14 protein-coding genes are annotated in these 15,457 nt (G+C 69.7%); 12 read left to right on the top strand and 2 right to left on the bottom strand.

Translation table 11 applies throughout. The features are described from left to right. Positions 1-43 precede the first annotated feature (43 nt). Entirely contained in the window at positions 44-697 is a 654-nt protein-coding gene (locus RWH43_RS08525) for a CoA transferase subunit B (RefSeq protein ID WP_187358391.1), read from the top strand. After that, complete coding sequence (locus tag RWH43_RS08520; protein ID WP_316001221.1) at positions 694-1,899, top strand: acetyl-CoA C-acetyltransferase; 1,206 nt, start codon at positions 694-696, stop codon at positions 1,897-1,899. The genes RWH43_RS08525 and RWH43_RS08520 overlap by 4 nt, the downstream gene beginning before the upstream one ends. A 70-nt stretch (positions 1,900-1,969) precedes the next feature. On the opposite strand, the gene RWH43_RS08515 is transcribed toward RWH43_RS08520, so the two are convergent. Then, positions 1,970-2,224 carry a protein BatD gene (locus RWH43_RS08515; RefSeq protein WP_144834812.1) on the bottom strand — a complete coding sequence of 85 codons (255 nt, stop codon included), beginning with the start codon at positions 2,222-2,224 and terminating at the stop codon, positions 1,970-1,972. A gap of 147 nt (positions 2,225-2,371) precedes the next feature. On the opposite strand from RWH43_RS08515, the gene otsA reads away from it, so the two are divergent. The 9 genes from otsA (at position 2,372) to serA (ending at position 13,153) form a co-directional block, all read left to right on the top strand. Continuing rightward, entirely contained in the window at positions 2,372-3,859 is a 1,488-nt protein-coding gene (gene otsA, locus RWH43_RS08510; protein WP_230704776.1) for an alpha,alpha-trehalose-phosphate synthase (UDP-forming), read from the top strand. Between the two features lie 49 nt (positions 3,860-3,908). Next, entirely contained in the window at positions 3,909-4,688 is a 780-nt protein-coding gene (gene otsB / locus RWH43_RS08505; RefSeq protein WP_230704775.1) for a trehalose-phosphatase, read from the top strand. A 93-nt stretch (positions 4,689-4,781) separates the two neighbouring features. Further along, entirely contained in the window at positions 4,782-6,500 is a 1,719-nt protein-coding gene (gene ilvD / locus RWH43_RS08500; RefSeq protein ID WP_316001220.1) for a dihydroxy-acid dehydratase, read from the top strand. A 46-nt stretch (positions 6,501-6,546) separates the two neighbouring features. Further along, on the top strand, positions 6,547-8,355 hold the full coding sequence (locus RWH43_RS08495; protein WP_316001219.1) for an acetolactate synthase large subunit: 1,809 nt from the start codon (positions 6,547-6,549) through the stop codon (positions 8,353-8,355). Between the two features lies 1 nt (position 8,356). Continuing rightward, complete coding sequence (ilvN, locus tag RWH43_RS08490; protein WP_144834820.1) at positions 8,357-8,866, top strand: acetolactate synthase small subunit; 510 nt, start codon at positions 8,357-8,359, stop codon at positions 8,864-8,866. Positions 8,867-9,105: 239 nt separating this feature from the next. Beyond that, entirely contained in the window at positions 9,106-10,131 is a 1,026-nt protein-coding gene (gene ilvC / locus RWH43_RS08485; protein ID WP_144834822.1) for a ketol-acid reductoisomerase, read from the top strand. 142 nt (positions 10,132-10,273) lie between these two features. After that, positions 10,274-10,861, top strand: coding sequence for a DNA polymerase III subunit gamma/tau (locus tag RWH43_RS08480; protein WP_316001218.1), 588 nt, complete (start codon positions 10,274-10,276; stop codon positions 10,859-10,861). After that, the gene (locus RWH43_RS08475) at positions 10,858-11,196 is read left to right on the top strand and encodes a bacitracin resistance protein (RefSeq protein ID WP_316001217.1); all 339 of its coding nucleotides are present in this window, start codon (positions 10,858-10,860) and stop codon (positions 11,194-11,196) included. The genes RWH43_RS08480 and RWH43_RS08475 overlap by 4 nt, the downstream gene beginning before the upstream one ends. 352 nt (positions 11,197-11,548) lie before the next feature. Beyond that, entirely contained in the window at positions 11,549-13,153 is a 1,605-nt protein-coding gene (serA, locus tag RWH43_RS08470; RefSeq protein WP_144834828.1) for a phosphoglycerate dehydrogenase, read from the top strand. 119 nt (positions 13,154-13,272) lie between these two features. On the opposite strand, the gene RWH43_RS08465 is transcribed toward serA, so the two are convergent. Then, positions 13,273-13,815: a TetR/AcrR family transcriptional regulator gene (locus tag RWH43_RS08465; protein WP_144834830.1), complete on the bottom strand. Its 543-nt coding sequence runs from the start codon at positions 13,813-13,815 to the stop codon at positions 13,273-13,275. 81 nt (positions 13,816-13,896) lie between these two features. Here RWH43_RS08465 and RWH43_RS08460 point away from each other — a divergent pair, with 81 nt between their 5' ends. Further along, positions 13,897-15,435: an MFS transporter gene (locus tag RWH43_RS08460; protein ID WP_316001216.1), complete on the top strand. Its 1,539-nt coding sequence runs from the start codon at positions 13,897-13,899 to the stop codon at positions 15,433-15,435. Positions 15,436-15,457: the final 22 nt, after the last annotated feature.

The following is a 15,457-nucleotide window of genomic DNA, read 5'->3' as shown; positions in this document are numbered from 1 at the left end:
CCCGGCATCGCACCGCGCACGACCGTCACGGAGGAGAACTGACATGCCCCTGTCCCGCACCGAGATGGCCGCCCGCGCCGCTCGCGAGCTCGCCGACGGCGCCTACGTCAACCTCGGCATCGGCCTGCCCACCCTGGTCCCGAACTACGTGCCCGACGGAGTGACGGTCGTGCTGCAGTCCGAGAACGGCATCCTCGGCGTCGGTCCCTATCCGACCGAAGACGCGGTGGATGCCGACCTCATCAACGCCGGCAAAGAGACCGTGACCACCCTCCCGGGGTCGGCGTTCTTCGACTCGGCCCTGAGCTTCGGGATGATCCGCGGTGGCAAGATCGACGCTGCCATCCTCGGGGCGATGCAGGTGTCGGCATCCGGAGACCTGGCCAACTGGATGATCCCCGGAAAGATGGTGAAGGGCCCCGGCGGGGCGATGGATCTCGTCCACGGCGCCGCCCGCGTGATCGTGCTGATGGAGCACGTCGCCCGAGACGGCTCGCCGAAGATCGTCGACGAGTGCTCGCTGCCGCTCACCGGCCGCGGCGTCGTCGACCGCATCATCACCGACCTCGCCGTCATCGATGTGACGGAGGATGGCCTTGTGCTCGTCGAGCTCGCCCCCGGGGTGAGCGTCGATGAGGTGCGGGCCGCAACCGAACCCGCCTTGACCGTCCGACTCGCTGAGGAGCAGCACGCATGAGCGCACAGAACGACGTCGTCATCGTCGCCGCCGCCCGCACCCCGCAGGGCCGCCTGAAGGGGCAGCTCGCCCCGCTCACCGCCGTGCAGCTGGGCGCTGCCGCCATCCGCGGGGCGCTCGAGCGCGGCGGTATTCCGGCCGATGCCGTCGACGCCGTGCTCGTGGGGCAGGTGCTGCAGGCCGGAGCGGGGCAGAACGCCGCGCGCCAGGCCGCGATCGAAGCGGGCATCGGCTGGGACGTGCACAGCGCCACCATCAACAAGGTCTGCCTGTCGGGCCTCACCGCGATCATCGACGCCGCGCGCATGCTGCGCCTCGGCGATGCGACGGTGGTCGTCGCCGCGGGCATGGAGTCGATGACCCGCGCCCCGCACCTGTTGATGAACTCGCGCGACGGCTACGCCTACGGTTCCGTCGAGGTGCTCGACCACATGGCGTACGACGGCCTCACCGACGCCTACGACCGCGAGAGCATGGGCGCCTCGACCGAGCGCGCGAACGCTCGATACGAGGTCACCCGCGAAGCCCAGGACACCGTGGCCGCACGCTCCCACCAGCGTGCCGCCGCAGCGCAAGCCGAGGGCGTCTTCGACGCCGAGATCGTGCCGGTGTCGATCCCGCAGCGAAAGGGCGCCCTTCGACAGGCTCAGGGACCGGTCGTCGTCACCGCCGATGAGGGCATCCGCGCCGACACGACGGTCGAGACGCTCGCCAAGCTGCGTCCCGCCTTCGCGGAGGGCGGCTCGATCACCGCGGGCAACGCCTCGCAGATCTCCGACGGCGCCTCGGCGGTGGTCGTCACCACCCGTGCGATCGCCGACGAGCGCGGCTGGGACGTGCTCGCCGTGCTCGGAGCGTCCGGTCAGGTCGCCGGCCCCGACAACTCCCTGCACGCCCAGCCCGCCCGCGCGATCGCGAAGGCGCTCGAGAAGCAGGGCATCGCGGCGTCCGACCTCGACCTCATCGAGATCAACGAGGCCTTCGGGGCCGTGGTCGCGCGGTCGCAGGCCGAGCTCGGCGTCTCCGACGAGGTCGTCAACCCGCACGGTGGCGGCATCGCGATCGGTCACCCCATCGGCGCCTCGGGCAACCGGCTCGTCGTCCACGCGGTGCACGAGCTGGTGCGTCGCGGCGGCGGCACGGCCGCGGTGGCGCTGTGCGGAGGCGGCGGTCAGGGCGACGCGCTGATCCTCACCCGCTAGGGCCAGGCCGAAACGAACGGATGCCGCGACCTCGAGGCCGCGGCATCCGGAAACCGATGGTGGTGAGCGCTCAGCGCGCGAGGCGCTTCTTCAGCAGCTTGGCCTGCTTCTTCTGGACGGGGGAGTCGCCGGCGATCGTGCGGCCACGGCGTGCGCGACGGGTGTCGACCACCGCGCCGACGGCGAGGGCGAGGGTGATTCCCCAGCTGAGCCACGCCAGCGCGGTGCGCCACGTGAACGGCTCGTCGTTCTTGAGGCCGCGCAAGAGCGTGACGCCGCCGGTGATGGCGCTGAGGAGACCGGTTCCGAAGATGTACTGCCGCATGCGCCCAACCTATCGAGCAGGTCGATCCGCTGCCGCACCTTGACAGGACGAGCATCGACCGATGGAACGGACATATCGCATCCCGTCCACCCCCGTGCGCGGATCGGGCCCGCTGTTAGCCTGAGGACGATCCCCCGAGGAGGACCTGTGACCCAGGCCGATTTCGTCGTCGTCGCCAACCGTCTGCCCGTCGATCGCACCCCCGACGGCGAGGGGTGGAGACGCTCACCGGGCGGTCTCGTCACCGCTCTCGAACCCGTCATGCGCAGCGCTGAGGGCGCATGGGTGGGGTGGGCCGGGCAGGCCGACGTCACCGTCGAGCCCTTCGACTTCGACGGCACCCATCTCGTTCCGGTGACCCTGTCGGCCTCCGACGTGCAGTTGTACTACGAGGGCTTCTCGAACGACACGATCTGGCCGCTCTACCACGACGTGATCGCCGAGCCCACGTACAAGCGCGCCTGGTGGGACGCCTACGTCAAGGTCAACCAGCGCTTCGCCCAGGCCGCCGCCGACGTGACCGCCGACAGCGGCATCGTGTGGGTGCAGGACTACCAGCTGCAGCTGGTGCCGAAGATGCTCCGCGAGATGCGCCCCGACCTCACGATCGGCTACTTCCACCACATCCCGTTCCCCGCGTACGGGCTGTACGCGCAGCTCCCGTGGCGCAAGCAGGTGCTCGAGGGGCTGCTCGGCGCCGACGTGATCGGTTTCCAGCGGGTGGCGGATGCCGGCAACTTCGCCCGCGCGGTGCGCCGCCAGCTGCGCTACGAGACCAAGGCCAGCGGCATCCTCGTTCCGGATGCCGAGGGCGGCACCCGCGTCGCGCTGGCGAAGGCGTTCCCGATCTCGATCGACGCCGAGTCGTACATCGAGCTCGCCCAGAAGCCCGAGATCCAGCAGCGCGCGAAGGAGATCCGCGAGGGACTCGGAAACCCGCGCAAGATCCTGCTCGGCGTCGACCGCCTCGACTACACCAAGGGCATCCGCCACCGCCTGAAGGCCTGGGGCGAACTGCTCGAGGACGGACGAGCGAGCGTCGAAGACGCGACCCTCGTGCAGGTCGCCAGCCCCAGCCGCGAACGCGTCGAAGCGTACGTGCAGCTGCGCGACGAGATCGAGATGACCGTCGGTCGCATCAACGGCGACTACGACACGACCACGCACACCGCGATTCGCTACCTGCACCAGTCGTATCCGCGCGAAGAGATGGTCGCCCTCTTCCTCGCCGCCGACGTCATGCTCGTCACCGCCCTGCGCGACGGCATGAACCTCGTGGCGAAGGAGTACGTGGCCAGTCGCATCGACAACCGCGGCGTGCTCGTGCTGAGCGAGTTCGCCGGTGCCGCCGACGAGATGGGCAGTGCGCTGCTCATCAACCCGCACGACATCGACGGTCTGAAAGACCAGATCATGCGGGCGATCGACATGCCCGCCGCCGAGCAGGGGCGTCGCATGCGGGCGCTGCGCAAGCGCGTGCGCGACCACGATGTCGAGGACTGGTCGCAGGACTTCCTCGAGGCGCTCTCGGTGTTCCACGAGAAGTCGTCGCGCGCCGCCGCCGAACAGATCACCCGCGACGACGACGGGTCGACGCCCGAGCGCGAGCCCATCGACGAGACGGACGCCGGATGACCGCCGCACTCGCGAGCGCCCCGAGTGCAAGCAGGGGGGTGGATGCCGCGTGACCGCCGCGGACGCCACGATCGAGGCGGTCGCCACGACCGACACCCTGCTGATCGCGCTCGACTTCGACGGCACCCTCTCGCCGCTGGTCGACGAGCCGATGTCGGCGCGGATGACTCCGGGTGCCCGTGCGGCGCTCGATTCCCTGGCCGCCCTGCCGCGCACCACTGTCGCGCTCGTGTCGGGCCGCACGCTCGCCGACCTGCGCGAGATCGCCGAGCACGACGACTCGTCGCCGTGGTGGCTCATGGGATCGCACGGCGCGGAGTCGTGGGAGCCCGGCACGGGCGCGGGGGAGTCGAGCGACGACTCCGACGATCTCGCCCTGCGCGACAGGCTGACCGCCGAGATCCGTGACGCCGTCGCCGACCTGGCGGGGGTGCGCGTGGAGCCGAAGCAGTTCGGTCTCGGCATCCACACCCGCACCGCGGATGCCGCGGCCTCGACCGCCGCGCAGCAGCGGGCCGACGAGCTGCTCGCCGCCGAGGCGCCCTCGTGGCGGCGTCGCACCGGGCACGACATCCTCGAGTTCTCGTTCCGCCACGAGGGCAAGGACTCCGCCGTCGCGCACCTGCGCGAACGCGTCGCCGCGACCTCGGTGCTCTTCGCGGGCGACGACGTCACCGACGAAGACGCCCTCGGCTCGCTCGGCCCGGGCGACCTCGGCGTGCGCATCGGCGGGGGAGAGACCGCTGCGACGCTGCGGGTTCCCGACATCGACGCGTTCGTCGAGGTGCTCGAGAACGTGGCACGCCTGCGCCGAGCCCACATCTCGTAGACCGATGGTCCGCGCACCCGCGGACGCCGATTAATCGAGCGTTCACGGGTCTGCGGAGCATCGGGTGTCGTACCCGCGCAATAGACTTCGAGAATGCCCGCACCGCAGAATCCGAACACCGGCGAATTCGACATCAAGCCCCGCAGTCGCGTCGTCACCGATGGCATCGAAGCCACCACGTCGCGCGGAATGCTCCGCGCCGTCGGCATGGGTGACGAGGACTGGGACAAGCCCCAGATCGGCATCGCGTCGAGCTGGAACGAGATCACCCCCTGCAACCTCAGCCTCGACCGCCTCGCGCAGGGCGCGAAAGAGGGCGTGCACGCCGGCGGCGGCTACCCGCTGCAGTTCGGCACCATCTCCGTCTCCGACGGCATCTCGATGGGCCACGAGGGCATGCACTTCTCGCTCGTGTCGCGCGAGGTCATCGCCGACAGCGTCGAGACCGTCATGATGGCCGAGCGCCTCGACGGCTCCGTGCTGCTCGCGGGCTGCGACAAGTCGATCCCCGGCATGCTCATGGCATCCGCCCGCCTCGATCTCTCGAGCGTCTTCCTCTACGCCGGCTCCATCGCCCCGGGCTGGGTCAAGCTCAGCGACGGCACCGAGAAAGACGTCACGATCATCGACTCGTTCGAGGCCGTGGGCGCGTGCCTCGCGGGCAAGATGAGCGAGGCCGACCTCAAGCGCATCGAGTGCGCGATCGCCCCCGGTGAGGGCGCGTGCGGTGGTATGTACACCGCCAACACCATGGCATCCGTCGCCGAGGCCCTCGGCCTCAGCCTCCCCGGCTCCGCCGCCCCGCCCTCGGCCGACCGCCGCCGCGACTACTTCGCGCACCGCTCGGGCGAGGCCGTGGTCAACCTGCTGCGTCAGGGCATCACCACGCGCGACATCCTCACCAAAGAGGCGTTCGAGAACGCCATCGCCCTCGCCATGGCGCTCGGCGGCTCGACCAACGTCGTGCTGCACCTGCTCGCCATCGCGAACGAGGCCGAGGTCGAGCTGAACCTGCACGACTTCAACCGCATCGGCGACCGGACGCCGCACGTGGCCGACATGAAGCCCTTCGGCCAGTACGTGATGAACGACGTCGACCGCCACGGCGGCATCCCGGTGATCATGAAGGCCATGCTCGACGAGGGCCTGCTGCACGGTGACGCGCTCACCGTCACGGGCAAGACCCTCGCCGAGAACCTCGCCGACCTGAACCCCGACCCGGTCGACGGCAAGGTCATCCACTCGTTCAACGACCCGATCCACGCCACCGGCGGCATCACGATCCTGCACGGATCGATGGCCCCCGAGGGGGCCGTCGTCAAGTCGGCCGGCTTCGACGGAAACGTCTTCGAGGGTCCGGCCCGCGTGTTCGAGCGCGAGCGCGGGGCAATGGACGCCCTCGAGGCGGGCGAGATCGCCGCCGGCGACGTCGTGGTCATCCGATACGAGGGCCCCAAGGGCGGCCCCGGCATGCGCGAGATGCTCGCGATCACCGCGGCCATCAAGGGCGCGGGCCTCGGAAAAGATGTACTACTGTTGACGGACGGACGATTCTCAGGCGGCACAACCGGCCTGTGCATCGGCCACATAGCTCCCGAAGCGGTGGACGCAGGTCCCATCGCCTTCGTGCGCGATGGTGATCTGATACGGGTCGATATCGCCGCTCGCACTCTCGACTTGATCGTCGATGACGCCGAGCTGAGTTCCCGCCGTGAAGGCTGGGAACCGCTTCCCCCGCGCTATACCCGTGGCGTTCTGGCCAAGTACTCCAAGCTCGTGCACTCCGCCGCCGAGGGCGCTGTCACGTGCTGACGGCCGTCCCCCTTCTCACCTTTCTCCCGGTTCTCGAGGTACTCCCATGTCCATCGATTCCTCCACGGCAGCCATTCCCCGGCCGCCCGCCCGCGCCGCTGCCGCGCCCGTGATGACGGGTGCGCAGGCGGTCGTCCGCTCGCTCGACCTGCTCGGCGTCACTGACGTGTTCGGTCTGCCGGGCGGGGCGATCATGCCCGTCTACGACCCGCTCATGGACGACGAGCACGTGCGCCACATCCTCGTGCGTCACGAGCAGGGCGCCGGCCACGCGGCCGAGGGCTACGCCGCCGCCTCGGGCAAGGTCGGCGTCGCCATCGCGACGTCGGGCCCCGGTGCGACCAACCTGGTCACCGCGATCGCCGACGCCTACATGGACTCGGTGCCGCTGGTCTGCATCACCGGCCAGGTGTTCTCGACCCTCATGGGAACGGACGCCTTCCAGGAGGCCGACATCGTCGGCATCACCATGCCGATCACCAAGCACTCGTTCCTGGTGAAGTCGGCCGACGAGATCCCCGGCGCGATCGCGGCGGCCTTCGAGATCGCCTCGACCGGGCGCCCCGGCCCCGTGCTCGTCGACATCACGAAGGACGCCCAGCAGGCCGAAGCGCCGTTCGTGTGGCCGCCCAGGATCGAGCTGCCCGGCTACCGGCCGGTCACCAAGGCACACGGCAAGCAGATCCAGGCCGCGGCCCAGCTGCTCGCCACCGCGAAGAAGCCCGTGCTGTACGTGGGCGGCGGCACGATCCGCGCCAACGCCGCGGCCGAGCTGAAGGTGCTGGCCGAGGCGACCGGTGCCCCGGTGGTCACGACGCTCATGGCGCGCGGGGCGTTCCCCGACTCGCACGAGCAGCACCTCGGCATGCCGGGCATGCATGGCACCGTGCCCGCGGTGCTCGCCCTGCAGGAGAGCGACCTGCTCGTGTCGCTCGGTGCCCGTTTCGACGACCGCGTGACCGGCAAGGCGGCGCTGTTCGCCCCGAACGCGCAGGTGGTGCACGTCGACATCGACCCCGCCGAGATCTCGAAGATCCGCACGGCCGACGTGCCGATCGTGGGCGACCTGAAGGACGTGCTCGTCGACCTCGACGCCGCCTTCCGCGCCGCCGACGCCGAGAACCCGCACGACTACACCGAGTGGTGGACTTACCTGAACGGCCTCCGCGAGGAGTTCCCGCTCGGGTACACGCCGACCACCGACGGGCTGCTCTCGCCGCAGTACGTGATCCAGCGCATCGGCGAGATGACCGGTCCCGAGGGCGTCTACGCTTCGGGCGTGGGCCAGCACCAGATGTGGGCGGCGCAGTTCATCAAGTACGAGCGCCCCAACGCGTGGCTCAACTCGGGCGGCGCCGGCACCATGGGCTACGCCGTTCCGGCGGCCATGGGCGCCAAGGTGGCCCAGCCCGACCGCGCCGTCTGGGCGATCGACGGCGACGGCTGCTTCCAGATGACCAACCAGGAGCTCGCGACCTGCGTCATCAACGACATCCCGATCAAGGTCGCGATCATCAACAACTCCTCGCTGGGCATGGTGCGCCAGTGGCAGACGCTGTTCTTCGACGGCCGCCACTCCAACACCGACCTGAACACGGGACACGGCACGCGTCGCATCCCCGACTTCGTGAAGCTCGCCGAGGCCTACGGATGCCTGGCGATCCGCGTCGAGAAGGAAGACGAGATCGACGCGGCGATCCAGCTCGCCCTCGACACGAACGACCGCCCGGTCGTGATCGACTTCGTCGTGAGCGCCGACGCGATGGTGTGGCCGATGGTGCCGCAGGGCGTCAGCAACAGCTACGTCCAGTACGCGCGCGACCACTCGCCCGCCTTCAACGAGCAGGAGGACTGAGATGTCTCGTCACGTTCTGAGCCTCCTCGTCGAGGACAAGCCGGGTCTGCTGACCCGCGTCGCGGGCCTGTTCGCCCGTCGCGGCTTCAACATCGAGTCGCTCGCCGTGGGCGTCACCGAGGTGCCGGGCCTGTCGCGCATCACGGTCGTCGTCGACGTCGAAGGTCTGCCGCTCGAGCAGGTGACCAAGCAGCTGAACAAGCTCATCAACGTCATCAAGATCGTCGAGCTCGACGCCGCCAGCTCCGTGCAGCGCGAGCACGTGCTCGTGAAGGTGCGCGCCGACAACGCGAGCCGCTCCAACGTGCTCGAGGTCGTCAACCTCTTCCGCGCGTCGGTCGTCGACTACGCCCCCGACGCCATCGTGATCGAGATCACCGGCGACTCGGGCAAGGTCGCCGCCTTCCTGAAGGCGATCGAGCCGTTCGGCGTGAAGGAGCTCGCGCAGTCGGGCCTGCTCGCCGTCGGCCGCGGCGGCAAGAGCATCACCGAGCGCGTCCTGCGCGGCTGAACCCGTCGGTCCCTGAGCCTGTCGAAGGGCCCGACACCCCGAACGCGTCGGTCCCTGAGCCTGTCGAAGGGCCCGACACCCCGAACCCGTCGGTCCCTGAGCCTGTCGAAGGGCCCGACACCCCGAACCCGTCGGTCCCTGAGCCTGTCGAAGGGCCCGACACCCCGAACTTCACACCTCCCACAAACCCCCGGTCCCTTCGACAAGCTCGGGGACCTCACACAAGGAGAAACATCCTCATGGCAGAGATCTTCTACGACGACGACGCCGACCTCTCGATCATCCAGGGCAAGAAGGTCGCGATCGTCGGCTACGGCTCGCAGGGTCACGCCCACGCGCAGAACCTGCGCGACTCGGGTGTCCAGGTCGTCATCGCGCTCAAGGATGGCTCCAAGTCGGCCGCCAAGGCGCAGGAAGACGGCTTCGAGGTCAAGAACGTCGCGGATGCCGCGGAGTGGGCCGACCTCATCATGATCCTGGCGCCCGACCAGCACCAGCGCTCGATCTTCGCCGACTCGATCAAGGACAAGCTCACCGAGGGCAAGACGCTCGCCTTCGCGCACGGCTTCAACATCCGCTTCGGCTACATCGACGCCCCCGAGGGTGTCGACGTGATCCTCGTCGCCCCCAAGGCCCCCGGTCACACCGTGCGTCGCGAGTACGTCGCGGGCCGCGGCATCCCCGACATCATCGCCGTCGAGAGCGACGCCTCGGGCTCGGCCTGGGACACCGCCCTCTCGTACGCGAAGGCGATTGGCGGCACCCGCGCCGGCGTCATCAAGACGACCTTCACCGAAGAGACCGAGACCGACCTCTTCGGCGAGCAGGCCGTGCTCTGCGGTGGCATGAGCCACCTCGTGCAGGCCGGCTTCGAGACCCTCGTCGAGGCGGGCTACCAGCCGCAGATCGCCTACTTCGAGGTGCTGCACGAGCTCAAGCTCATCGTCGACCTCATGTGGGAGGGCGGCATCGCCAAGCAGCGCTGGTCGATCTCCGACACGGCCGAGTACGGCGACTACGTCTCGGGCCCGCGCGTGATCTCGTCCGACGTCAAGGCCAGCATGAAGGCCGTGCTCAGCGACATCCAGTCGGGTGCCTTCGCCGAGCGCTTCATCGCCGATCAGGACAAGGGCGCCCCCGAGTTCCTCGAGCTCCGCGAGAAGGAGCAGGGTCACCCCATCGAGGCGACCGGCAAGGAGCTGCGCGGCCTCTTCGCGTGGAAGCAGCAGGACACCGACTACGTCGAGGGCTCCGCAGCGCGCTGAGTCTCGTCGTCTCGAATGCCCCGGGTGCCTCTGGCCCCGGGGCATTCGGCGTTCCGCGGCGTCTCGTGGTTCCGGATGCGGCGCCCTCCCGCGACCGGCGGGGCGCGACGAAGCGGCGGGGGAGCCGCGCTAGCGTGGTCGCGTGAGCACTCCGCGCGATGACGACGCCCTCTCGTGGGGCGGTGACGACGACCCGACTCTCGACGTCGGCGAGAAGCACGTGCCCGGCCGGGGGAGCGCAGCCCGTCCCGCAGCGTCCGGAGACTCAGCGCCTGAGGCGCTGCAGCCCGAGCCGCTCGAGCCCGAGCCGCTGCAGCCCGACCCCGAGCCCGAGCCGCTGCAACCGGCAGCCGCGCAGACCACGCCGGCCGTTCGGCATCCGGAAAGCCTCGTCGAACCCGCACCCGACGCCGAAGAGGCGCACGCGGGGCCCTCGGCTCCCCTCGGCAACGTCGGTCTCGTGGGCATCGGTATGATCGCGATGGCCTTCATCCTGTTCGCCGTGGGCTGGTTGCTTGCCGGGTTCCGCCTCGTCGACCTCGGACTCCCTGTTCCCCAGGTCACGATCGTCGCGCTGACCATCGGCGCCGGTCTCGCCCCTCTCGTGTGGTTCGTCACGGTCCTGGTGCTCACGCGCAGCTGGCGCACGTGGCAGCGGTTCCTGCTGCTGCTGCTCGGCGTCATCCTGCTCATCCCGTGGCCGTTCCTGTCGTTGGGAGCCTTCCTGTGAGCACCGCCGCCCGCACCCGTGTCCTTCCGACGTGGCTGCTCGTCACGATCGCCGGCTTCTTCGGCCTGTTCTACGCCTACGTGGTGTGGAGCTCGGTCGCGCTGCTGATCCAGCAGGTGAACGGTCCGCTCGGACTCAACGGTCTCGGGTGGTTCGTCTACATCCTCCCGATCGTCTTCCCCCTCGCCGCCTTCGGCGTCTCGTTCGCGATCGGGCAACGACGCAAGGCCGGAGAGCTCGCGATCGTGCTGCTCGCAGGTCTGACGCTGTCGGCCGCGTTCTGGCTCGCGATCGTCGGGTACGGCACGACCTCGTACGGCCTCTACGGCGGCTGAACGCCGGGGTCCCGGCATCCGGGATCGCGTTCTCCTCGCGCGGAGGTTCTCGTCACGCGAGACCGCATCTCGCTGACATCTGCGTGTCAGGCTGACGCGGGTTCGTCAGCCAGATGCAGTCTCGCGGTGTTGGCACGCCCGGCGGGTGTCGGCGCGAGGTCTGCCCGGCTCCGCGCTGATCGGGCGACTCGCGGTGAGCGCCCGAGCGCCGTCGTGCGGCGTCACACGGTCAGGGCGCCGCACGGCTCCGCGCTAGGCTGACAGACGGCCCGCACGGGTCGCGCGCCCGGTTCGCGCCGGCGGTGTGCGACGGTGCGCGTCAGTCCCCAGCACCGTTTCGAAGGACGTATCCGTGACGAAGCCCGTCGTGCTCATCGCCGAAGAACTCTCTCCCGCCACGATCGACGCGCTCGGCCCCGACTTCGACGTGCGCAACGTCGACGGGACCGATCGCCCCGCGCTGCTGTCGGCCCTCGCCGACGCCCACGCGGTGCTCGTGCGCTCGGCCACCCAGATCGACGCCGAGGCCCTCGCCGCGGCGCCGTCGCTCAAGGTCGTCGCCCGCGCCGGTGTCGGCCTCGACAACGTCGACATCAAGGCGGCCACCTCGGCCGGCGTCATGGTCGTCAACGCCCCGACCTCGAACATCATCTCGGCCGCCGAGCTCACCGTCGGTCACGTGCTGAGCCTGGCGCGCCGCATCCCCGCCGCGCACGCCTCGCTCGCGCAGGGCCTGTGGAAGCGCAGCTCGTTCACCGGTACCGAGCTGTTCGAGAAGACGATCGGCATCATCGGCCTCGGCCGCATCGGCGCCCTCATCGCCGCGCGCCTGCAGGGCTTCGACATGCGCGTGATCGCGTACGACCCCTATGTCACCGCCGCCCGCGCGCAGCAGCTCGGCGTGCAGCTGGTGTCGCTCGACGAGCTGCTCGAGCAGAGCGACTTCGTCACGATCCACATGCCGAAGACGCCCGAGACCACCGGCATGATCGGCGCCGAGCAGCTGCGCCGCATGAAGAAGACCGCCTACGTCATCAACGTCGCCCGCGGCGGCCTCATCGACGAGGATGCGCTGTTCGACGCCCTCACCACCGGTGAGATCGCCGGCGCCGGCCTCGACGTGTTCTCAACCGAGCCCCCCGCCGAGGGCGGCCCCGCCCGCAAGCTCCTCGACCTGCCGAACGTCGTCGTCACCCCGCACCTCGGCGCCAGCACCGAAGAGGCGCAGGAGAAGGCGGGCGTCTCGGTCGCGCGCAGCGTCAAGCTCGCCCTCGAGGGCGATCTCGTTCCGGATGCCGTGAACGTCGCCGGCGGTGCGATCGACCCGTTCGTGCGCCCCGGTATCGCGCTGGTCGAGATGCTCGGTCAGTTCTTCAGCGGCCTCGCCGACAGCGCCCTGACCAGCCTCGAGATCGAGGTGCGCGGCGAGCTCGCGCAGTACGACGTCAGCGTCTACCGCCTCGCAGCGCTCAAGGGATACTTCAGCCGCATCGTCAGCGAGAGCGTCTCGTACGTCAACGCCCCGCTCTTCGCCGAGCAGCGCGGCGTCGAGGCCCGCCTGGTCGTCGAGGCCGAGAGCCCCCTCTACCGCAACATCACGATCCTGCGCGGCACGCTGGCCGACGGCTCGACCCTCGAGGTCGCGGGCACGCTCGCCGGCACGCGCATGGTGCCCAAGGTCGTCTCGATCAACGGCTACGAGATCGAGGTGCCCATCGAGCAGCACCACGTCGTCATGCGATATGCCGACCGTCCCGGCATCGTGGCGATCTACGGCCAGAAGCTGGGTGAAGCCGGCATCAACATCGCGGGTCTGCAGGTGGCGGCTCCGGATGCCACCGGCCGTGCCCTCTCGGTGCTCACGGTCGACTCGCCCGTGCCCGACGAGATCCTCGTCGCCATGCGCGAGGCCGTCGGCGCCGACCTGTTCCGCCAGATCGACATCGTTGAGGGCTGATGCCCTGAGCTGTACCGGGGGAGGGGGTCGCGAGAGCGGCCCCCTTCGTCGTTCGTTGGGCGGGTTCTGGCTCTGCGCGGCCGGAATCGGCAGGATCGCGGTTGTGGCCCGCGGCGGTCTCAGGTGGTGGCGGCGACCACGGCGTCGATGAGCTTGTCGAGGTCGGCGCCCTCGATCGTCGGGCCGGGCACGGCGTTGAGGTCGAGCACCGCGTTGAAGTAGAGCCCGTCGCTGACCAGCAGCACCATCTGCAGCGCCGTCTCGTCGCGGGTGTGAGCGCGGAGGCTCTCCTCCCACAGCTCGCGCACGCGGCGCAGGCACGCGGATGCCGCGTCGCTGCCGTTCTGCGCAAGGCGAGAGACCGCGAGGATCGTGACGTCGAGCGGCGAGCCGGTGTTCTGCGACGACCTCAGGTGCGCGGCGACCACGCCCTCGTCGGAGTTCTCGATCTCGGCGACGTCGTCGCGGGCGAGCTGCTCGAGGCGGGCGACGAGGGCCTCTTCGAGGGCGCTCTTCGAACCGAAGTGGTAGAGCAGTCCGCCCTTCGACACGCCCGCGGCGCGGGCCGTGGCGTCCATCGTCGCCGCGCGTTCGCCCTCGTCGACGAGGATGCGGGTGAACGCGTCGAGGACGGCGTCGCGGGCGAGAGGGGGACGACTCATGGTTCCTCGATCGTACTGGCGGGCATCGGTTCTCCTCTGATACTATACCGGCTAGACGGTTTAGAAACGGAACTCGGAAAAATGCTCACCTCGTCGTTGCCCACCCATGAGATCACCGTGACCCGCGCCGGGTGGCGCGGATGGTTCGCGCTGGCCGTGCTCATGCTGCCCGTGCTGCTCGTCTCCGTCGACAACACGGTGCTCAGCTTCGCGCTGCCTGAGATCTCGCTGGCGCTGCAGCCCTCGAGCATCGAGCAACTGTGGATCATCGACGTCTACCCCCTCGTGCTCGCCGGTCTCCTCGTGACGATGGGTGTTCTGGGCGACCGCTTCGGGCGCCGTCGCATGCTGCTCATCGGCGCCACCGGGTTCGCCGTGGTGTCGGCGCTGTCCGCCTTCGCACCGACGGCGGCTCTGCTCATCACCGGTCGCGCCCTCATGGGCGTGTTCGGCGCGATGCTCATGCCGTCGACGCTGTCGCTGCTGCGCAGCATCTTCCGCGACCGTGACCAGCGCCGGTTCGCGATCGCGGTGTGGGCCTCGGGCTTCTCCGCCGGTGCGGCCCTCGGCCCGATCGTGGGCGGATTCCTGCTCGAGCACTTCTCGTGGGGCTCGGTCTTCCTCATGGCCGTGCCGGTGCTCGTGCCGCTGCTGATCCTCGCGCCGTTCTTCGTACCCGAAAGCCGCGACCCCGCGCCGGGTCGCTTCGACCCGACCAGTGTGGTGCTCTCGCTCGCGACGATGGTCCCGATCGTCTACGGCATCAAGGAGCTCGCCGTCGATGGTCCGATGTCGCTGGCTCCGGTGCTGTTCGTCGTGGGCATCGTGTTCGGCTGGCTGTTCGTCCGCCGCCAGCGCGCCCTCACCTCTCCGATGCTCGACATGTCGCTGTTCCGGCGCGGCACCTTCTCGGGTGCGATCCTGGTCAACCTGTTGAGCGTGGTCGGGCTCGTGGGGTTCCTGTACTTTGTCGCCCAGCACCTGCAGTTGGTGGTCGGCCTGTCGCCGATGGTCGCCGGTCTCGCGCTGCTGCCGGGGCTCGTGCTCATGATCATCGCCGGTCTCGCCGTCGTCCCCGTCGCCAAGCGCTTCGCTCCGCGGGTCGTCGTGCCCACGGCGCTGGCGTTCTCGGTCGTCGCCTACGTGATGGTGGCGTTCTCGACCGCCGACCTCGTCCTGCTGATCGTGGCGTTCGGGCTGCTCGGCATCGGCATCGGCGCGGCCGAGACGGTGTCGAACGAGTTGATCCTCTCAAGCGCGCCGTCGGCGAAGGCCGGGGCCGCGAGCGCCGTGTCCGAGACCGCCTACGAGGTGGGCGCCGTGCTCGGAACGGCGGTGCTCGGCGGCATCCTGGCCGCGTTCTACCGGGCGCAGCTGGTGCTGCCCGTCGGCCTGCCGGATGCCGCGGCCCAGGCCGCGCGCGAGACCCTCGCCGGCGCCGTCGCGGTGTCGAACACGCTCGACGATCCGACGCTGGCCGAGGCCCTCCGCACCGCCGCCGCGCACGCCTTCGACTCCGGTGTGGTCGTCACCGCCCTCATCGGTGCCGGGCTCATCGTCGTGGCCGGTGTGATCGCTGCCACTACCCTGGGAGGATCCCGCAGCACGTCGAAGCAATGACGTGCCCGAGCTCTGAGGAGAG

Source organism: Microbacterium algihabitans (genome assembly GCF_032464975.1).
Lineage (GTDB): Bacteria > Actinomycetota > Actinomycetes > Actinomycetales > Microbacteriaceae > Microbacterium > Microbacterium algihabitans.
The sequence above is the reverse complement of the archived record's forward strand: the minus strand, read 5'-3'. Positions and strand labels throughout refer to the sequence as shown.